Annotated in this window: 15 protein-coding genes, 1 tRNA gene and 1 pseudogene; 14 read left to right on the top strand and 3 right to left on the bottom strand. The window is 57.5% G+C overall.

Features of this window, described 5'->3' with window-relative positions; genetic code table 11:
• Nucleotides 1-87: 87 nt before the first annotated feature.
• Nucleotides 88-939 carry a LysR substrate-binding domain-containing protein gene (locus tag VEH04_07135; GenBank protein ID HYG22540.1) on the bottom strand — a complete coding sequence of 284 codons (852 nt, stop codon included), beginning with the start codon at nucleotides 937-939 and terminating at the stop codon, nucleotides 88-90.
• A gap of 25 nt (nucleotides 940-964) precedes the next feature.
• On the opposite strand from VEH04_07135, the gene VEH04_07140 reads away from it, so the two are divergent.
• The 9 genes and pseudogenes from VEH04_07140 (at nucleotide 965) to panB (ending at nucleotide 7546) form a co-directional block, all read left to right on the top strand.
• Entirely contained in the window at nucleotides 965-1645 is a 681-nt protein-coding gene (locus tag VEH04_07140) for an NAD(P)-binding domain-containing protein (protein HYG22541.1), read from the top strand.
• Nucleotides 1646-1781: 136 nt separating this feature from the next.
• Nucleotides 1782-2327: a hypothetical protein gene (locus VEH04_07145; GenBank protein HYG22542.1), complete on the top strand. Its 546-nt coding sequence runs from the start codon at nucleotides 1782-1784 to the stop codon at nucleotides 2325-2327.
• A gap of 74 nt (nucleotides 2328-2401) precedes the next feature.
• The gene (locus tag VEH04_07150) at nucleotides 2402-2944 is read left to right on the top strand and encodes a hypothetical protein (protein HYG22543.1); all 543 of its coding nucleotides are present in this window, start codon (nucleotides 2402-2404) and stop codon (nucleotides 2942-2944) included.
• A gap of 12 nt (nucleotides 2945-2956) precedes the next feature.
• Nucleotides 2957-3577: a right-handed parallel beta-helix repeat-containing protein gene (locus VEH04_07155; protein ID HYG22544.1), complete on the top strand. Its 621-nt coding sequence runs from the start codon at nucleotides 2957-2959 to the stop codon at nucleotides 3575-3577.
• 118 nt (nucleotides 3578-3695) lie between these two features.
• Nucleotides 3696-4049, top strand: a complete 354-nt coding sequence (locus VEH04_07160; protein HYG22545.1) for a hypothetical protein — start codon at nucleotides 3696-3698, stop codon at nucleotides 4047-4049.
• 23 nt (nucleotides 4050-4072) lie between these two features.
• Nucleotides 4073-4576: a VOC family protein gene (locus VEH04_07165; GenBank protein ID HYG22546.1), complete on the top strand. Its 504-nt coding sequence runs from the start codon at nucleotides 4073-4075 to the stop codon at nucleotides 4574-4576.
• 191 nt (nucleotides 4577-4767) lie between these two features.
• Complete coding sequence (locus VEH04_07170; protein ID HYG22547.1) at nucleotides 4768-5691, top strand: alpha/beta hydrolase; 924 nt, start codon at nucleotides 4768-4770, stop codon at nucleotides 5689-5691.
• A 299-nt stretch (nucleotides 5692-5990) separates the two neighbouring features.
• Nucleotides 5991-6665 (top strand): class I SAM-dependent methyltransferase, encoded by a 675-nt coding sequence (locus VEH04_07175; GenBank protein ID HYG22548.1) that lies wholly within the window; start codon nucleotides 5991-5993, stop codon nucleotides 6663-6665.
• A 159-nt stretch (nucleotides 6666-6824) separates the two neighbouring features.
• Nucleotides 6825-7546: pseudogene (gene panB / locus VEH04_07180) on the top strand (3-methyl-2-oxobutanoate hydroxymethyltransferase).
• Between the two features lie 96 nt (nucleotides 7547-7642).
• On the opposite strand, the gene VEH04_07185 reads toward panB, so the two are convergent.
• Nucleotides 7643-7719, bottom strand: a tRNA-Gly gene (locus tag VEH04_07185).
• 190 nt (nucleotides 7720-7909) lie between these two features.
• Between VEH04_07185 and VEH04_07190 the strand changes: the two genes are divergently transcribed.
• From VEH04_07190 to VEH04_07210, 5 genes are all read left to right on the top strand, one after another.
• Nucleotides 7910-9043, top strand: a complete 1134-nt coding sequence (locus VEH04_07190; protein HYG22549.1) for a transposase family protein — start codon at nucleotides 7910-7912, stop codon at nucleotides 9041-9043.
• Between the two features lie 260 nt (nucleotides 9044-9303).
• The gene (locus tag VEH04_07195) at nucleotides 9304-10128 is read left to right on the top strand and encodes a hypothetical protein (protein HYG22550.1); all 825 of its coding nucleotides are present in this window, start codon (nucleotides 9304-9306) and stop codon (nucleotides 10126-10128) included.
• 25 nt (nucleotides 10129-10153) lie between these two features.
• Complete coding sequence (locus tag VEH04_07200; GenBank protein HYG22551.1) at nucleotides 10154-11416, top strand: competence/damage-inducible protein A; 1263 nt, start codon at nucleotides 10154-10156, stop codon at nucleotides 11414-11416.
• 198 nt (nucleotides 11417-11614) lie between these two features.
• Nucleotides 11615-16867, top strand: coding sequence for a PAS domain S-box protein (locus VEH04_07205; protein HYG22552.1), 5253 nt, complete (start codon nucleotides 11615-11617; stop codon nucleotides 16865-16867).
• A complete protein-coding gene (locus VEH04_07210) occupies nucleotides 16848-18962 on the top strand; it encodes a response regulator (protein ID HYG22553.1) in 2115 nt (704 codons plus the stop codon). Before VEH04_07205 ends, VEH04_07210 begins: the two co-directional genes overlap by 20 nt.
• Nucleotides 18963-19017: 55 nt before the next feature.
• Here VEH04_07210 and VEH04_07215 read toward each other — a convergent pair whose 3' ends face one another.
• Nucleotides 19018-19248, bottom strand: coding sequence for a ferredoxin (locus tag VEH04_07215; protein ID HYG22554.1), 231 nt, complete (start codon nucleotides 19246-19248; stop codon nucleotides 19018-19020).
• Nucleotides 19249-19268 lie beyond the last annotated feature (20 nt).

Genomic DNA, 19268 nt, shown 5'->3' on the forward strand with positions numbered 1-19268 from the left:
GTATTGTTGTTGGGTAATCATCTGGCTGCCGAGTTGAGGAGGGCTGGCCTGCGGCCAGCCTCCAACTCGCTGCCAAATGCTACCGGCTCACTGGTGATTTTTAATTGGCATTACTGGTGAAAAATAATCGTCACTGTCCAGAGAGGGCGATGGAACGATGGGAATGAGTTTGATTCGCGACCCCGTCGTTAACTCCAGGCTTTGCGGCATGATCGCAGCACCTGAGCCGGTCTCCAACGCCGTCACCAAGCCAACTCCGTCGTCGTATTCTTCCACAATGGGCGGGTGCGCTTTTGTCCCGCCGAACAATGCCCGGAGGTAGGCATGATATTCGGGATACTCTTTCCGACTATACGCCACCAACGATTGGTTTTTGAGCTGCGCCACTGAAACCGAACGGAGCTTGGCGAGCGGATGATTTCTTCCCACCGCTAACCGCAGGTGATCATGGACAAACTCCTCGAAATGCAAACCGCGCAGCATGGCGCGGGTCGGACGAACGAGAAAAGCGAGGTGTAATTTGCCTTCGTGGAGTCCGCGTAACATTTCCTCCGGCGAAAGGTCATGCAACTTCACCCGAACTCCCGCGAACTGCTTGCGGAATGCGCGTAAGGCTGGCGGCAGGAAACTTACGGTGGGCATTGGAGCGTAACCCACGTTTAACTCCTCGTGCTGTCCCGAAGCAACGACCCGAGCCGCTTTGACCGCTTCATCCGCCCGCCGCAACACCGCCCGCGACTCGACGAGAAAGGCCCGCCCCGCATCCGTCAGGCGCACGGATTTGGCGCTCCGTTCCAAAAGTAAAAAACCGAGTTCTTCCTCTAGATCGCGAATTTGCCGACTCAATCCGGGTTGCGAAACATGAAGGTTCAGCGCGGCGCGCGTGACGTTTTCGGCCTCGGCCACGGCTACGAAATAACGGAGATGACGAAGTTCCATGCTCGGTTGAGCATACCCTTTGGTTATGCTGAGGCAAGAATCATGGTCTTTCTCAGAGTCGGCACGGGTGTGGAATGCTGCTCACATGAAAAACATCGCAATCATCGGTTCGGGCAACATCGGCGGCAATCTCGCCCGCCTCTTTACCTCCAAACACAACGTCACTCTGGGATCGCGCAATCCCGAGCAGAGCCGCCTCAAACTCCCCGGCCTCACGATTACGGACTACACTCAAGCCGCCAAGTCTGCCAACATTGTAATTCTCGCGGTGCCGTTTTCTGAGGTCACTGCGATTGCCGCCAAGCTCGGCAGTCTCGCCGGAAAAATTCTCATTGATGTCACCAACCCACTCACGGCGGACTTTATGGCGCTGACCATTGGCCACACGACATCAGCAGGCGAAGCCATTCAGGCCGCCTTCCCTCAGGCGCACGTCGTCAAAGCTTTCAACACGGTGCTCGCTCAGGTGCTCGCGAAGGCAGTTTCCGGCGCGAAGTCGCTTCCGTCGGTTCTGGTCGCCGGCAATCATGCGGCGGCGAACGCCGAGGTCGTTCAACTGGCCAAGGATGCCGGCTTCAGCGCGTTTGACACTGGCGCAATCACCAATGCGCGTTACCTTGAACCTCTCGCCGCACTGGGAATTCAACTCGCCTACGCGAAGGGTCATGGCGGCGAAGTCGGTTTCGCGTTCGCAGCAGTCAACTAAGCCGCCTATGAAGCCCTGGCTCATATCCATTATTGCGTCGGTCGTAGTTGGAATCTCGATGGTTCACGCGCAGCCGATTGATCTTACGAAAACCAGGCTGCTGCCCATCAATGTCTCCTCCTCAACGAACGAGATCATGGGCCGGAGCGCGGTGCGGGTCACAAAGGACCCTGCGATCAAAGCGTTCGACGAGGCGACGTTCGCCAAACTCGTTGGGACTGACTTCAAAAATGGAACCATCGAGGTAGAGGTGCTGAGTCGATTGCTCAAAGACGCACCTGCCTATGCTCGTGGATTCATCGGCGTCGCCTTTCGCATCAATGAAGACAACTCCCGGTTCGAGAGTATTTATATTCGCCCGACGAATGGAAGAGCGGATGATCAGCTGCGGCGCAACGGCGCCACGCAGTATTTTTCCTATCCCAACTTCAAGTTTGACCGGCTCAGGAAAGAATCGCCGGGCAGGTATGAGTCCTACGCAGACATGGGCCTAAACGAATGGATCACGATCAAGATCGTGGTGCGGGACGAGAAGGCGAAGTTGTATCTGAATGGCGACGAGCATCCGGTGTTAGTCGTGAACGATCTTAAGCACGGTGCGGATTCATCGGGCGCCATCGGACTGTGGGTTGACGTGGGGACGGAAGGGTATTTCTCTGATTTGAGGATTCGGAAAGATTGACCAATAATCAGGCGTCACGCGCGGGTCGATGAAGGACATTTTTTCAATCACACGAAGCCAAAAGGAACGGAATCATGAACAGACGAGACGCCATCAAAGCCACCCTCAGTGTGGCAGCCGGAGTCGCCACGCTTCGAGCGGGATCACTTCTCGCCCAGCAGTCCGATGCGAAGCCTGCCACAACAGCGGCAGACACTATTTATCTGAACCCCGCGACCGGAGCCGATACCAACTCGGGAGCCAAGGACAATCCGCTCAAGACAATCGCTGAGGCGGCACGCCGCGTAAACCAAGCAGCCGGAGCCGGGCCGATGACTGTGGTTCTCTCTGAAGGAGTATATTCCGTCGGCGAAACCGCGACATTCAAACCGACTCAACGCAGCTTCACCAAAACAGACCGCCTTACGATCCGCGCTGAGGTGCTGCCCGACGACCCGGACTGGCACACCGGACGAATGCCGACCCTCATCCACACGTTGCCGCTGACCGGGCCGAATGCCAGGGGGCTTATCTTCGGACTGCTGACGGAGACGAGCCACGTCACGATTCGTGGCCTCAAGCTGCTGGGCGCACCGGTCGTTGAGGCGCCCAAGCCCGGCATGCTCGTCCGCGTCTAACCGATCGGCAGGATGGGCAAGCAGTTGGAGGACCTGGAAATCACGCAATGCGTTTTCGCCGGAGACAAGGTGACCAGTCCGAACCATCTCGGAATTCTCGCGCACGGCTCGGGCATCCAGGTCCACCACTGCGTCTTCTACAACGCGAAACTGACCGTGGTCTTCTGGACCAGCGGTAGTCGCGGGCACTCAATGCGAAACTGCTTCGTCCACGGCGCCTACGGGTCGGGCGTCTGGACGAGCGAGATCGCCGACGATTTCGAATTTCGGAACAACGTGATCGCCAACGGTAACTACGTGTGGACCTACCAGAGTGGTGCGTCGGCGGGACGCGACCCGGACGCCGGAGCACAAAGGAGCGGCTCGCCGACCGCGACCGAGAAACAGCGAGTGCATTACAAGGTCGTCAACAGCCTGTTCGCCGCGAACAAAAAGATGGCCTGCTCCGGCACGGGTGCGAACCTCGGGTTTAAGGACATTGATGCTTCTTTTATCGAACTCATCAACACCAAGATCTCGGACCAGCCTGTCACCGTCGAGCTTGACGAGACCAGGAAGAATTTCCTCCACCCGGTGGCCGGTTCGGAAGCAGCGAAGATCGGTGTGGGGCTGTTCCTGAACTCGGGCACATAAGGCCCTATGAAAAGGTGATATCCTGAGCGAGATACCAAGGCGTCAGATCGCCAGTGTCGGCGGTGCAGAGACGCAGGCCATCTTTCGACTTAATAGCGACTTTACGAGAAAACAGAACATGAAAAACGAAATCTATTCCATCTATCACCTGGCGATCGCTCCGTCGGACTTTGCCGCGTTTGAAAAACTAATTCAGCCCATCGTGGCGGCGACGCGCGAGGAACCCGACACGATGACTTACGAATATGTCGTGAATGCCGACCGCTCCTTCGTGCATATTATCGAGAGGTATCGTACGAACGGCCTGCTGCCTCACGTCGAACAAACCTTCGCGCCCTTCGCCGAGAGATTCCTAAAATTGGCCACGATCAAGAAGCTATTCGTTTACGGCGACACAACTCCTGAGATTCGCGCCAAACTCGACGGCTTCGGTGCCGAATATTTGACGCCGTTCGCGGGCTTTTCGCGGTAAAGGGCCCACCCACTTTTCTGTCAATGAGCTCCACCGAACCATCCAAGCCAATCGACCCGGGCGTCTCGATTGGTCATGTGCATCTCAAGGTGGCCGACCTGGAGCGTGCGCTCGCGTTTTACTGTGGCGTGTTGGGCTTTGAACTGATGCAGCGATTCGGGTCGCAAGCTGCGTTTGTTTCTGCCGGCGGCTATCATCATCACATCGGGCTGAACACCTGGGAAAGCGGCGGCGGTGCGCCTCCACGGCAGAGAGCGACCGGGTTGTATCATCTGGCAATTCTATATCCCACGCGAGCGGCGCTCGCCGATGCGCTGCATCGCGTCCTCGCAGCGGGGGTCGAACTTGAGGGTGCGTCCGACCACGGCGTGAGCGAGGCCATCTACTTGCGCGACCCTGATCGCAACGGAGTAGAGCTATACTGGGACAAGCCGAAAGAACAGTGGCCGCGCACGCCGGACGGCGGCGTTGCGATGTTTACGCGCCATTTGGATCTCAATGGCCTGACCGCGGAATCCAAACAATGAATACCATGAAACCGAATGATCGTGCGGCCATTGCAGCGAGGAGGGTGTTGATGCATCAGTCGGTGGCTGTGCTCTCACCCGAAACCCGAGAACCAAGTGACAGGAATTTAATACGAAACGTCGCCCGCCAGATCTGTTGCACTCTTTTGTTTCTCCTCTTTGCCTTCAGCAACGCCGTGGCCGCACCGGCGTTGGAGGTTCTCGGCAAGGACTACGAGTTTCCCAACAGGATCGCGGAATTCCCCGCTAAGCTCTCGGATTTCAAAAAGCTGGAGATCAATTCCTTCACCACGAGCGACGGGGTGAAACTCACCTATTGGGAGGCTGGAGAAGGCAAGCCGCTCATCTTCATTCCCGGCTGGTCCGCCAACGGCGCGGAGTATGTCAACGTGATGTTCCTCCTGAGCAAACATTATCACGTCTACGTTCTCGATCCCCGTAATCAGGGGCTTTCTCAGCGGGTCGATTTCGGGACGCGCATTTCCCGCTTTTCCGTGGATCTCAAAGAGTTCGTTGACCACCTTGGGGTGAAGTCGGCCAATTACTGCGGCTGGTCGATGGGAGCCGCGGTGCTGTGGAGCTACATTGAGCTGTTTGGCACGAAAGGTATCCACAAAGTGGCCTTCGTCGATGAGCCGGTCTCGATCTACTCCCATGCGGACTGGTCCGAGCAGGAGCGGCTCGACGCCGGTGGCATGACCACTTCGCCGGAAAGGATGGTCGCTGCGTTCACGGCGGGTGCTCCGGCGAATGACATGATTGTTGATATGAGTGCGACCAAGCGGGCCATGGCCACGGACTCGCCGCATTTCGTGAACTCCCAAAGCTTCGCGCGTGAATTCGTCCACAACGATCCGAAGTTTACCGCGCTTGTGCTCTTTGACCATGCCATGAACGACTGGCGCGATGTGATCCGGCACAAGATCAATGTGCCCACAGCGATCTTCTCCGGCGAATACAGCAACAACCTGCCGAGCCAGCGATGGATGAAGTCGGTGATCCCAAACGCAACGCTCTACGTCTACACCAAAGCGGAGCAAGGCGACCACTTTCTGATGTTCAAGAACCCAATTAAATTTGCCGCCGACCTCCAATCGTACTTGGAGCGGTATTGATGCCCGCGCGGAAGTTCAGATAGTTAAACTCGTCGAGCTTGATGAGACCAAGAAGAATTACAACCATCCCATGCCGGGGGCCGGAGATGGCAAAGCCCGGCATCTTTTAGCGCAAATATGAACGTAGAGAAGATAATAACTCTTGGGGCCACCTCTGTGATCGCCGATGGTTTTGACCGCAACAACCTGATCACCATCGGACAATGAATCCCACATCATCAGAACGCTTCGACAATCTAGCGGGGAGTTACGCGGCCAGCGAGGTTCACGCTGACAGTCCCACCCTTAACCGCCTGCACATGTTGCTCCCGCCCGTGGACTCGGTGTGCGACGTGGCCAGCGGTGCAGGTCATACCGGGTTGGGGTTCGCGGGAATTGCCTCTCGTATCGTCGCAGTTGATCCTGCTCCGAATATGCTCGCGCAATGCCGACGTTTGGCGGCGAACTGCGGTGTTGCCATGGACACAGTCGAGGCGTTCGTGGAAGCCATCCCCCTGGCAACAGCGTCGTTTGATTTGGTCACTTGCCGCCTGGCCGCGCACCATTTCTCTGACCTTTCCAAAGCCCTGACCGAAATGACCCGGCTCGTAAAACCGGGCGGGCAAATGGCTGTCATCGATCTGGAGGGGGATGAAAATGATTCATTCGATGAGCTCAACCACGAAATCGAAATGCTCCACGACCCCACCCATGTGCGTTCTTACACTGCTAGAAATTGGAGGGAGCTTTTCGCGGCGCACGGGTTGGAGGTAGTGGCTTGTGAGAATCGCTACAGAGAATTCCCCGCGGGTCTTACGGTAAGGAGGTGGTGCGACTTGGGCAATTCGGGCCCCGAAGCCGTGCAAGCAATCGGTGATAGATTGGCAGCCGCCCCGCCGGAATGTTTGGCGGCACTCGAAATCGTGAGGAACTGCGTCGGAGAATTTTGCATCCCTGTCCGCACGTTGCTCATCATTGGCCGCAAACCCCTATGACGGCGCAGCCCCAAAGGCGGGTGACTTGTTCCTGGGTTGGCGCTACCTTGCGCATGCGGATGGAGTCACGTCGCGAGCTCGGCGTTGGGTTTTTTCCAATAATGCTAAGCCCGTGATATTGTTGTGACGATCGGCGTCTTTTTGCGCAACCATAAGCGGATGACTGAAGAGAAGATAACGTCCGAGGCCAGTCGCGCCACGAAGGCTCAGGGCCTGAAGATTGCCGCTTTGACTGCCTACGACTTTCCAATGACTCAGGTGCTGGATCGAGCAGGAGTGCCCTTGATCGTCGTTGGAGATTCTGTCGGCATGGTTGTGCTAGGTTACCAGACACCACCTATAACCACGGCCGAAATGGAGCACCAGTTGCGAGCTGTGGCAGCGCAAAACCGCGCGGATTGATTGTTGCGGACCTGCAGTACCGTAGCTATGACGCGGTCGCCAGCGCTGTCGCCAACGCACAGCGCCTGATCACCGCCGGGGCGGAGGGTATCAAAGCCGAACGTGGTCGGGACATTCTTCCCCAAGTCCGTGCCATCATTGAGAGCAATATTCCCTTCGTTGGCCACTTGGGAATGCTGCCCCAGCATGTCCCTGAAGAGGGTGGGTACCATGTCAAAGGGGAAACGCCCGAACAGCACGAGGCGATCCTGGCCGATGCCGAAGCTTTGGCCAATGCAGGCGCCTTCGCGGTGGTGCTGGAACTCGTCGTGGCGTCGGTGGCACGGACTCTATCCCAGCGCCTGCGGATTCCGACGATTGGCATCGGCGCCGGTGGGGGGTGCGATGGCCAGGTTCTAGTTACTCAGGATCTTCTAGGAATGTTGCCCGGGCACCATTTGAAACACGTCACCCCAAGCTCAGTGCTGCCGAACAGATGATTACTGCTGTTCAGGAATGGAGACAGGCCGCTGTCCGGAAGATAGAGAATCATCAATAGAATCAAGGTGTTGATGAATTTCCGCCGTTGGTAGAATTGGAGCGAGCGAAGGGATTCGAACCCTCGACATTCACCTTGGCAAGGTGACGCTCTACCAGACTGAGCTACGCTCGCTTCCAAAAAAGGCTCGGCAAAACTACGGGAAATCCAGGTGATTGCAAGCCCTCTTTTTCCACGTGTTCCGCCGCCGAGTTGACTCAAATTAAAAGACACCGGAGGGGAAGAACTGGGGGGAGGCTGAAAGGGTCGTTGACTCATGGAAAAAAGACACCGGGAATCGGTGTGAATGAACATGAGCAAGGAAATGAAAAAAGATTGGCTGCCCAAACTGCAGGGTCGCTACGCACGACGCAGTCGGGAGGGCAAAAGCAGGATGCTCGATGAGCTCTGTGAAGACCATAAGTATGAGCGCAAGTACGCCATCAAACTGCTCCGAGGTGAGTTGCCGCTTCCAACGGGTCGGGTGCATCCTGGACCGGAGCGACGGTATGATGTGGTGGAGCCGATTGTGCGCAAGATCTGGCTGACGGCTGAACAACCCTGCGGCAAGCGTCTGGTGCCCGTCCTGCGGCAATGGTTGCCCTACTACGAAAGACGCTACGGAGAGTTGAGCGCTCGGCAACGGACTTTAATCCGGCACGTCAGCCCCGCCACAGTCGATCGGCTGTTGGGTCCAGCGCGTGCCCAGCATTCGGGCCGGGGTCGGTCGGGGACCAAACCGGGGAGTTTGTTGCGATCGGAGATTCCGATTCGCACCGGCACCTGGGATCTGAACCGGCCGGGATATCTGGAGGCCGACAGCGTGGCCCATTGCGGTGGGAGCCTGGCCGGGTGTTTCATTTGGAGTCTGACCTACACCGATATTTTAAGCGGCTGGACCGAAGGCGGGGCAGTGTGGAACAAGGGCTCTACAGGCGTGCTGGCAGCCACTCGGCAGGTGGAGGAGCGCCTGCCTTTCGCTTTGCTGGGATTTGATTCGGACAACGGAGGCGAGTTCCTCAACCATCATTTATGGGCTTACATGAGGGAGCGGAAAGTGGCGGTGGAATTTACCCGTTCGCGCCCCTACCACTCCGACGACAACGCTCATGTGGAACAGAAGAACTGGACCTGGGCGCGACAGCTCCTGGGCTATGGGCGACTGGAAGATCCGGAACTGGTGGCACCCATCAGCGCACTTTACCGGGATGTATGGGCGCCGTGGCAGAACTTCTTTCTGCCCTGCCTGAAACTGGAGAGCAAGTGGCGGGAAGGCAGTCATTGGCGCAAGCGTTACGAACTGCCCAGGACCGCCTACGCCCGGCTCTGCGCACCCGGAATCCTGCGTCCCAAAGAGCGCCGGCAATTGCGCGAGCGTTATGAAAATCTGGATCCATTCGAGTTGAAGGATCAACTGGAACAAAGGCTGAAAGGAATTCTAAAACTAAAGCCAAATTGATCGGCGCGCCGCCCCCCCCAAAGCAGCGCTGGGTTTGCCACCGCAAGGGGGCGCGAGCTAAGGCTCGACGCTCGCCCCCTTGCTCGTTTTATCTCGCAATCAAACGCCGCACGACATATTACCCAAACAAACATGAGTCTCAACCGACCGGGCTTACTCAGAACCCCCCGGTGTCTTTATTCCATGAGTCAACGGGCCGCCTTGAGCGTCGGAAAATCTGATTGTGACGACCTGCACGTTGTGGAATGCTCCGGACGCCGATGAGCGAGTTCAAATTTGCGTGCCCGGTCTGCGGACAGCACATCACGGCTGATTCCCGCACCGCCGGTTCGCAACTCGACTGCCCAACCTGTTTCCGCAGCCTTGTCATCCCGCAACCCCCGAGTGCAAGCGACTCCAAACTTGTCATCACTGCCTCCGAAGTCTCTCGCCAACGTGCTGGTTTCGAAGGCACGGTGCACTCGCCTGCGGCTGCCCCTCGCCGGCGTTTTTGGTTGTTTCGCGGGCCGGGCATTGCCGCGATTGCAATTCTCTCGATCACCGCAACGGCCGCCCTCCTGATGATCGGAGGGCATTTGCCGCTCGGAACTCGGACGGCAGACAAGGTTGACCATGATCCTGCCGTGGCTGACCTGTCGTGGCAGCTTGACTTATCCCAGGAGGAAATTCCGCCAGGACCGGCGCGCGGCAGAATCAAAGGCGGCGCTTTCGTATGTGAACGCGCGGTGTTCCAAGGCGGAACACTTAACTTGCGAATGGGAAAGGAATGGCCCCCGGATCTCGGTATCAGCATCCACCTGTATGCACGCAATCCGGAAGAACTCGCAGGCCGCTCCGCAGTTGTGAACAGCAATAACATCCGGTCTCCGCGGGTCGTCCTGAGATGGAAGGAGGAAGGCAAAACGCGTACGGAAACTTTTACGAACGGGTTTGCGATGCGATTGGAGTTTGGGCAGCAGGAGGAGAATCAGCTGCCGGGGAAAATCTATATCTGCACGCCTGACTCAGAGCGCAGTCTCGTTGCCGGAATCTTCCATGCTGAGATCCGCAGACCTGCACCGCGTTACTCGGATGCGCCGCGCTGAGGTGCCTGCCGGTCCCAGAAAGCCGATGATCGTCGAACTCATCAATACAGGCAGCGAGTTGATGGTGGGTCGCGTGCTAAACACTCATCAACAGTGGCTTTGCCGGCAACTTGCAGACGCGGGTTATTGCGTCAGCCGGCAAGTGGCGGTGCCGGATGCCGCCGAATGCATACAAGTGGCTTTGAAAGAGGCGTTATGCCGCGCCGATCTCGTAATTGTCACGGGCGGATTAGGGCCAACTTCCGACGATGTGACACGCGATAGCGTTGCCAGGTTGTTGGGACTGCCATTGCGCGAGGATCCCGAGTTGTTGCGACAGATCGAGTTGTTTTTCACAGAACGCGGGCGTCCAATACCTGCCGCCGCTCGCGGGGAGGCCATGGTCCCTTTGAACGCGGTGGTTTTGAAGAATCGCAATGGAACAGCTGCCGGTTTGGCTTTGGAAGTTCCCGCGGGGCGGTTTCGGCACACGGAGAAGTCGTCGTGGCTCATACTTTTACCCGGTCCGCCAAGGGAACTTCGACCTATGTTTACCGAGTTTGCCCTGCCGTGGATTCGGGAAAAGTTGCCGTCTTCAGCGTTTGTATGTCGAACGTTTCGCACCTGTGGTTTGGGCGAATCGCAGGTTCAGGCGCGGGTTGGGCATCGATTGGCTGACCTCGTCGTGAAAGGGCTGTCTGTTGGCTATTGTGCGCGGCCTGGTGAAGTGGATGTGCGCCTCGCCTTCACTGGTGCGGACGCGGAAAAAAACGTTGCCGAGGGTGAGGCGTTGGTGCGCCACGCTCTTGGCGAGCACGTTTACGCCGCTGATGACGTTGCGCTCGAGGGATTGATCGTCGGCCGTTTGACTGACCTGCAGAAAACTGTCGCAATCGCTGAGTCGTGCACAGGCGGCTGCATTTCTGATCGCATCACAAACGTTCCCGGAGCTTCCGCAGTCTTCCGCGGCGCCTTCATCACGTATAGCAACCTGCTGAAGGAAAAATGCCTCGGAGTCAAAGCCGAGACACTTCGCGTGCATGGCGCGGTCAGCGAACCGGTTGTTCGCGAAATGGCCGCTGGCGCGTTGGGAAGAGGCGAAAGTGATTTTGCGATCGCTGTCACCGGGATTGCAGGCCCAGGAGGTGGCACGGATGAAAAACCCGCAGGCACAGTTTTCATTGCACTAGCAACAAGGTCACAGGTTCTGGCCTGGCGCATGATAAATCCTTGGGATCGCCGAACCTTCAAGGAAGTGACCACCCAACAGGCACTTAACATTCTGCGGCTCGCCATTTCGGCTGCGTAAGATCGTTTCTTTCAAGCGTCTGCTGTGGCGGAACAGGACACGGCTTCCGGGAGAAAATCTCTCAACTCCCCTACGCATCTGACGATTCCGTGTGAGCATTGGCTTCGAAAAGAGGCACGATGACTGCTCGGCGTAAGGGCAGGCGGAGTTTCAAAGGTTAGCGCGCCGAAGCATGGCTCCGAGCGTAACCGCCGAAGTATGATGGCAAACAAATCAATCCGTGTTGTGGTCCTGGCCTGGCTTGCCCTGGCCTGCGCGACGGCCATGGGTCAGCTCTCAAACGACGTGAGCGTGGTTCGGAGTATTGATGACATTCGCCGCCTTTCGCCGGCTGACATTGAGAACGGCGCCCGCGCAGAGATCGAAGCTGTAGTCACGCTTTCGCTGACGCGCCGCTCCTACGTTTGGATTGAGGATGAACAAGCTGGCATTCGCTTGTACTTTCGCAACCGATCGCCGTCGGTACAGCAGGGCGACAGAATTTTGGTTTCTGGCACTGTGATTCCAGGCGAGAGCGGTCCCATGCTTTTGCCGGAGGAAATCCAAGTTCGCACGAACCAGCCACTCCCGGAGCCGCCATTAAAGACATTCGCACAGTTGATTTCGTTTGCGGACTTGAACAGCCGGGTGCAGGCGGATGGGCGCCTGATTCGAATCCTTGAGAAACCTTCGCGATGGCAAGTGGAACTTGAATCGGGGACCAATCGTTTCTGGGCTGAGTTCTCCCGGCAGACGAATGATAATTTCAGCGCGTGGCTCAACGCCAAAGTGCGAGTCAAGGGCATTTGCGTCCGCCAGGTTTTTGATTGGGGCGAAACTGTCGTTCCGGTTTTGCTCGTGCAAAGCCCGTCGGACGTAACGATCCTTGCGCCGGGCGTTGCGCGGCCAGCCATCGATCCCAATGATCTTCCCATCGTGCCGATTGCGTCCCTGACGCGGGAGACCGTCAACGCGAACCCTGGAATTGTCCGGGTGCGTGGGAACATGCTCGATCAGCGGCTTGGGGAACACCTGGTGGTGCGTGACAGCACCGGAAGCCTGCGGGCGGATTCACGGGCGATGCTGATCCTGCCGCCGCGAGAGCAGGTGGACGTTTGGGGAACGCCGGCATGGGAACCCGGCGGAGTGGTCCTGCAAGATGCGACCTTTCGTTCCGCCACGACCAACGTGGCTGCGGGCCAGCCGCCGACGCGCCGATCAAAACCCGAAACGCTGCCCGTTTTGACTAAAGCGGCAGATGTGTTGGCGCTCTCAACGGAGGAAGCCGGCTGGCGCTTTCCGGTCAAGCTGCGAGGCGTCGTGTTGATTTATTATCCTGAGCGCCGGCAGTTTTTTGTTCATGACGATTCGGCAGGATTTTACGTTTCGGGCGCTTGGAATCGGCCGGACATCAAAGTGGGTGACCTCGTTGAAGTCTCCGGGATGACCGACCCCGGCGGATTTGCGCCGATGATTGTTCCGCGCGACGTGAAACTGCTCGGCACGGCCCCGATGCCGCCGGCTCGCAGAGTCACGCTCTTTCAAATGGCGAGTGGTCAATACGACAGCCAGTGGGTGGAAGCTCACGGCGTTGTTCGTTCCTTCACCTTTGAGCAAAACCTTGTTCGGCTGAAGCTTACGGATCCGGACGGCACGCTGTTTGTGTATGTACCGGCGGAGAGCGTTCCGGCAGGACTGGCCGATTCAGTTGTGCGGATTCGCGGAATTTGCACGACCCATCCGAACGCTCATAGGCAAATCACAAGCCTGGTGCTCTGGTGTCCATCTTTCGACTACGTCAAAATTGAGGAGCGGGGAGGCGCAAATGGCGGCGTTATAGAAACTCAGTCGATCGCAAGTCTTGGCCAGTTTCATCCTCACAACGTTCTGCAGCGCAAAGTGAAAATCGAAGGAGTAGTGACGCTGCGTCAGGACGAGCGAACGTTCTTTGTCCAGGACAGCGAAACGGGTATCGAGGTTCAGGCCGCCCGTGCGAATAGCAAGGTTCAGCCCGGCGACCATGTCACCGTAACTGGCTATCCCAGCTACGGAAACTTCGGGGTTGTTCTTAGGGATGGCGTTTTTGACGTCCGCGATCATCCCGGATTGCCATCGGCTAATGTCATCTTTGGGCAAAGCCCGCTGCAACCGCCTTTCCACAACACGCGTGTAACGATCGAAGGCCGCTTGCGTTACCGAACCCGCATCAACCAGCGCGAGGTTCTGACGATGCAATTACCCGGGCGAATCTTTGAAGTGGATTCCTCTTCCCGGCTCGCTGAAGCGGAGCATCTCCCGGTGGGAAGCCTGTTGCGCATCACAGGGGTCTACCGAGTTCTCGTGGATGAAGTCAGAACTCCGACCGGATTTCAGTTGCTGGTGGATTCGAATGACGACGTGGAGATTTTAGAGAAGCCTTCCTGGTGGACTGTGCGCCACACGCTCGGTGTTGTCGGACTGCTGGTCCTGCTGGTCGCCGCCACCACGCTATGGGTGCTGATGCTTCGCCGCCGCGTCCAGGAACAAACAAGGAGCCTGCAAAACAGCGAGATGAAATTCCGCTCACTCGTGGAGCAATCGCTTGTGGGTGTTTACATCATTCAGGATGGCCGCTTTGCGTATGTGAATCCCCGGCTCGGGGAAATTGTCGGCTACACGACGGACGAACTGCTGGCGATGTCCTCGCTGGGCGAGGTCGTTGTGCCGGAGGATAGGGAACTGGTCCGCGACCAGATTGAGCGCCGCGTGGGCGGCGAGGTCGTGACCGCGCATTATAGTTTTCGCGGTTTGCGCAAGGATGGCGGCATCGTGCACGTGGAGGTTTTGGGGAGCCGAACAGAGTTCAACGGGCGTCCGGCCGTCCTCGGAACGGCGCTGGACATCACGGCGCGAAAGCAGGCAGAGGAGGAATTGTTCAACTCGCGGCAGATGCTGCGCACCGTGCTGGACACGATTCCGCAGCGCGTTTTCTGGAAGGACGGCAATTCGGTTTTCACCGGCTGCAATCAGGCATTCGCCAGCGATTGCGGATACCACGATCCCGTTGAGATCCTCGGGAAGACGGATTTCGACATTCATCAGCGTGAAGCTGCCGAGACGTATCGGGCGGAGGACAGTGAGCTCATGCGCAGCGGCACGGGACGTTTCAATTACGAGGTCCTCCACACGCGTGCCGACAGCACGCAGACCTGGCTGCGCTTGAGCAAGACGCCATTGTTCGACAAGCACGGACGCGTCACTGGAGTCCTCGGGACGTATGAGGACGTAACCGATCACAAGAAGGCGCAGGCGGCGCTGGCGGAAGCAAGCACACTCATGGAGACGCTGCTGGCGAACAGTCCGGATTACATTTATTTCAAGGACCGCGAGTCCCGTTTCGTGAGGGCCAGCCAATCGCTCTCGACGATGTTCAAACTGCAGTCATGGCAGGACCTTGTTGGCAAAACCGATTTCGATTTCTTCAAGGAAGAACACGCGAAGCAGGCGTTTACCGACGAACAAAACATCATTCGCACGGGCAAGCCGCTGGTCGCGAAACCCGAAAAGGAGACTCATCCAGACGGTCGCATCACCTGGGCATTGACCACAAAAATGGCCTGGCGCGACAACGCTGGAAACATCATTGGCACGTTTGGCATTTCGAAGGACGTGACCGAACTTAAACGAGCCGAAGCGCGGCTGGCGCACGAACAGGGGTTGTTCCAGGCGCTGGTGGAGAACCTTCCCGACGCCATTTATTTCAAGGACAGGGAGTCCCGCTTTGTGCGAATGAGCCGTTCGAAGGGAGAGCGTGCGCGGCAGTCGCTTGCCAAAAAGTTTTCGGAATCGCATCCCGACGAGCCGCTGCCGGAATACCTTGCGAATGCGGAGGCGGCTGCGCGCTTCCTCGTGGGGAAGACGGATTTCGACATTTATCCTGAGAATCGCGCGCGTCCGGCTTACGAGGAGGAACAACGCATTCTCACAACGGAACAGCCTTTGATCGGCCATATTGAAAAAATTATTGATGCCGACTCAGGAAAACCGGTGTGGTTCCACACCACGAAGATGCCGTGGCGGGACGAGACCGGAACGGTGATCGGAACCTTTGGAGTGACACGCGACATCACGGCGCTGAAGGAAGCTGAAGCTGTACTTGACTACGAACGCGAACTCTTCCGCACGTTGCTCGATCATTTTCCGGATTCGATCTACTTCAAGGACCTCGAATCGCGGTTTGTGCGTGTGAGCCGGTCCAAGGCGCAGGAGGCCATGGGAATATTGCAGTCGAATTTCCGGGTGACGCATCCTGGCAAAGCCTTTCCCGACTACCTTCAGGACGTCGAGGCGTTCGAGCAGTATCTGCTGGGCAAGAGCGATTTCGAGACATTCGCCGAGGAAAGAGCCCGGGCGGCCTTCGACGATGAACAGACCATCATTCGCACAGGCGTGCCGCTGCTCGGCAAGGTGGAGCGCACACGGAGGATTGATGGTGAGGTGACCTATTGTCTCTCCACGAAGATGGCGTGGCGAAACAAGGAGGGGCAGATAATCGGGACATTCGGTGTTTCGAAGGACATCACCGCTCTCAAGGCGGCGGAAGCGCAGCTCGAAACCGCGCATCAGCGCCTCGTCGAAACTTCGCGCCTTGCAGGGATGGCCGAGGTGGCGACAGATGTGCTGCACAACGTGGGCAACGTGCTGAACAGCGTTAATATTTCGTGCTCGCTCGCGATTGACCGCATCAGGACCTCCAAGACGGGGGGGCTTTCGAAGGTCTCTGCCCTGCTTGGCGAGCACAAGGACCGGCTCGGGGACTTCTTCACGCGCGATCCTCGCGGACAACAAATTCCCGAGTATCTCAATGCTCTGGCGGACCATCTTCAGGATGACCAGACCGTGCTGCTGAAGGAACTCGAGCAATTGCTGAAGCACATTGACCACATCAAACAGATTGTGGCGATGCAGCAGAGTTACGCGAAGGTTGCGGGGGTTCGCGAGACCATTACGGCAGTTCAGTTAGTGGAGGATGCGTTGCATATCAACGCTGCTGCACTGGTCCGCCACGATGTTCATGTGAAGCGTGAGTTCAGCGATGCGCCGCCGATCAACACGGAAAAGCACAAGGTTCTTCAGATCCTTGTGAATCTCATCCGCAACGCGAAGTACGCAATGGATGATGCAAAGCGCCAGCACAAGCTGATGACCATCCGCATTGGAATGGAAGGTGGGAACGTCAGGATCGATGTGATTGATAACGGCGTAGGAATTCCTCCCGAGAATCTGACGCGGATTTTCGGTCATGGATTTACCACGCGGCGCAACGGGCACGGATTTGGCCTTCATAGCAGCGCGATTGCCGTCAAGGAGCTGGGTGGTTCACTTGAAGCCCATAGCGAAGGTCCTGGCGCGGGTGCCACGTTCAGCCTCCTTCTTCCGCAAAATTGTGTAACCAGCAGTGAAAGCCCAAAGTATGAATCCGCCGCGATCTGAAACCGAGCCGCGTCTCCTGATCATCGACGACAATCCGGCGATCCACGACGATTTCCGCAAGATCCTTGGCGCGCGGTCCAGCACGCACTCGCGGCTCGATAACATCGAAGCCGAATTGTTTGGTGAATCGAGTTCTCCCATGGAGCGGGCTGGCTTTCGCATTGATTCCGCGTACCAGGGACAGGAAGGGCTGGCAATGGTTCAGAAGGCGATGCAGGACGGTGATCCGTATGTGATGGCGTTTGTGGATGTGCGGATGCCTCCCGGGTGGGATGGCGTGGAAACCCTCGAACGCATCTGGCAATGTTCGCCGGAACTGCAGGCTGTCATCTGCACGGCGTATTCTGATTATTCCTGGGATGACATGACGAAGCGTCTGGGACAGACGGACAACCTGCTGATCCTAAAGAAGCCTTTTGAAACCGTCGAAGTGCTGCAGCTCGCGCACGCGCTCACACAAAAGTGGAATCTCGCACGCCAGGCAAAACTGCGGCTCGAGGATCTGGATCGCATGGTGCGCCAGCGGACCGAAGAGTTGCGGATCAGTGAGGAACGATTTTCAAAGGCGTTCCACAGCAGCCCGAATCCGGGGGCGATCCTGAGCCTCACCGATCGCCATTTCCTCGACTTCAACCAGACGTTCATTGATCTCAGCGGTTATCCCGCAGAACGGCTCTCGACCGAAACAGACCAGGAGCTTTGCATCTGGGTCAAGGGTTCGGACGCAAACGCAGGATCGTTTCTGCCTGAAGGCCGATTGCGCAGTCTTCCGTGCCAGCTGCGGCGGACCGACGGCACTCTCCGCCAGATTGTCCTTTCGTCGGAACCGATTTCCGTTGGTCCAACACCCTGCCTCCTGCTTGTGGTTGAAGACATCACCGATCACCTGAAGCTGGAATCCCAACTGCGGCAGGCGCAGAAGATGGAAGTAATTGGGCGCATGGCGGCGGGGATTGCCCACGAGTTCAACAATGTCCTGACGGTGATCCAGGGGAACACCGGGCTTCTGCAAACCGTTCATTCAGACAAGCTGGACCGGAATGCATTATTGAACCAGATCATGCAAGCGAGCCAGCGCGCGGCGACATTCACGAAGCAATTGCTCGCCTTCAGCAGAAAGCAGGTCCTGCAAACACGGCTGCTTGATCTTTCAAATGTCGTGCAGAACACGCGCAAGATGCTCACCCAGTTGCTCGGTGAGAAGTACACGGTGCAGGTGCATTCGAGTGCGCCGCTGCCTCCGGTCATGGCTGACGACGGCAGTCTGCAACAGGTGCTCATCAACCTCGCGTTGAACGCGCGGGACGCGATGCCCAAGGGGGGAAGCATCGAGATTCACACAGAGGTCTGTGTCATCGACGAATCCACGGTTCAAGCAAATCCAGAAGCGCGCGCCGGCCGGTTCGTCCGGCTCACTGTCGCGGATCACGGATGCGGGATGGAACCGCAGGTGCTTGCCCGGATCTTCGATCCATTTTTCACGACCAAGGAAGTAGGGAAGGGAACGGGCCTCGGCCTTTCAACCATTCACGGGATCATCAAGCAACACGAAGGCTGGGTGGATGTCACCAGTGAGATGGGGCACGGCTCGCAGTTTCAGATTCATTTGCCCGCGTGCGAAGGGACTGCGACGCAGCGTGCGCTTCAGGTTGAGCAAAGGCTGCCCGATCCGGGCAAGGGGGAAACCGTGCTTGTGGTGGAAGACGAGGTGGCGGTGCGGGAACTCGCGTGTTCAGCGCTTCAGAAACGCGGTTACCAGGTGCTCAAGGCGAGCAACGGCCCGGAAGCGGTCACGGTCTGGGAGCGCAGCAAGAATCCCGTTCACCTGCTGCTCACCGACATGATCATGCCGTGCGGAATGACTGGCGGAGAACTGGCGAAGGCGCTGCAGGGCCGAAATGACAGCCTAAAAGTGTTGTTCACCAGCGGTTACAGCCCCGAAATACTTCGCAAGGACGCCATGTTCGTCCAGGGAATCAATTTCCTGCCGAAGCCCTACGATTTTCCCACGCTGTTGAAAGCCGTGCGGATTTGCCTCGATGGCGGGAAGTTCTGCCTTCCCCCCACCACGCCGGAATCAGTGGCGGTAAAATAATGAAAAGCAAAAAGCCGCAGGCGTTCAACACCTGCGGCTCATCAGCAAAACCTTCTTAGCCGTTGTCGCCGATCGCCTCGACCGGGCAGCCTTCCTTGGCTTCTTTGCAACGTGCTTCTTCCTCGTCGTTTTCAGGCTGCTTGTACACGAAAGAATAGCCGCCGTCATCGTTGCGCTTGAAATTATCCGGCGCCGTTTCGCGACACAAATCGCAGTCGATGCACTGGTTGTCGACGTAATACTTGCCTGCCGTGTTCTCCGGGTACTTGTTTGCTACATCAGCCATAAAATTTTGCCTTTCTCGTG

The sequence above is a fragment of the Verrucomicrobiia bacterium genome, from assembly GCA_035629175.1.
Classification (GTDB): domain Bacteria; phylum Verrucomicrobiota; class Verrucomicrobiia; order Limisphaerales; family DASXHY01; genus DASXHY01.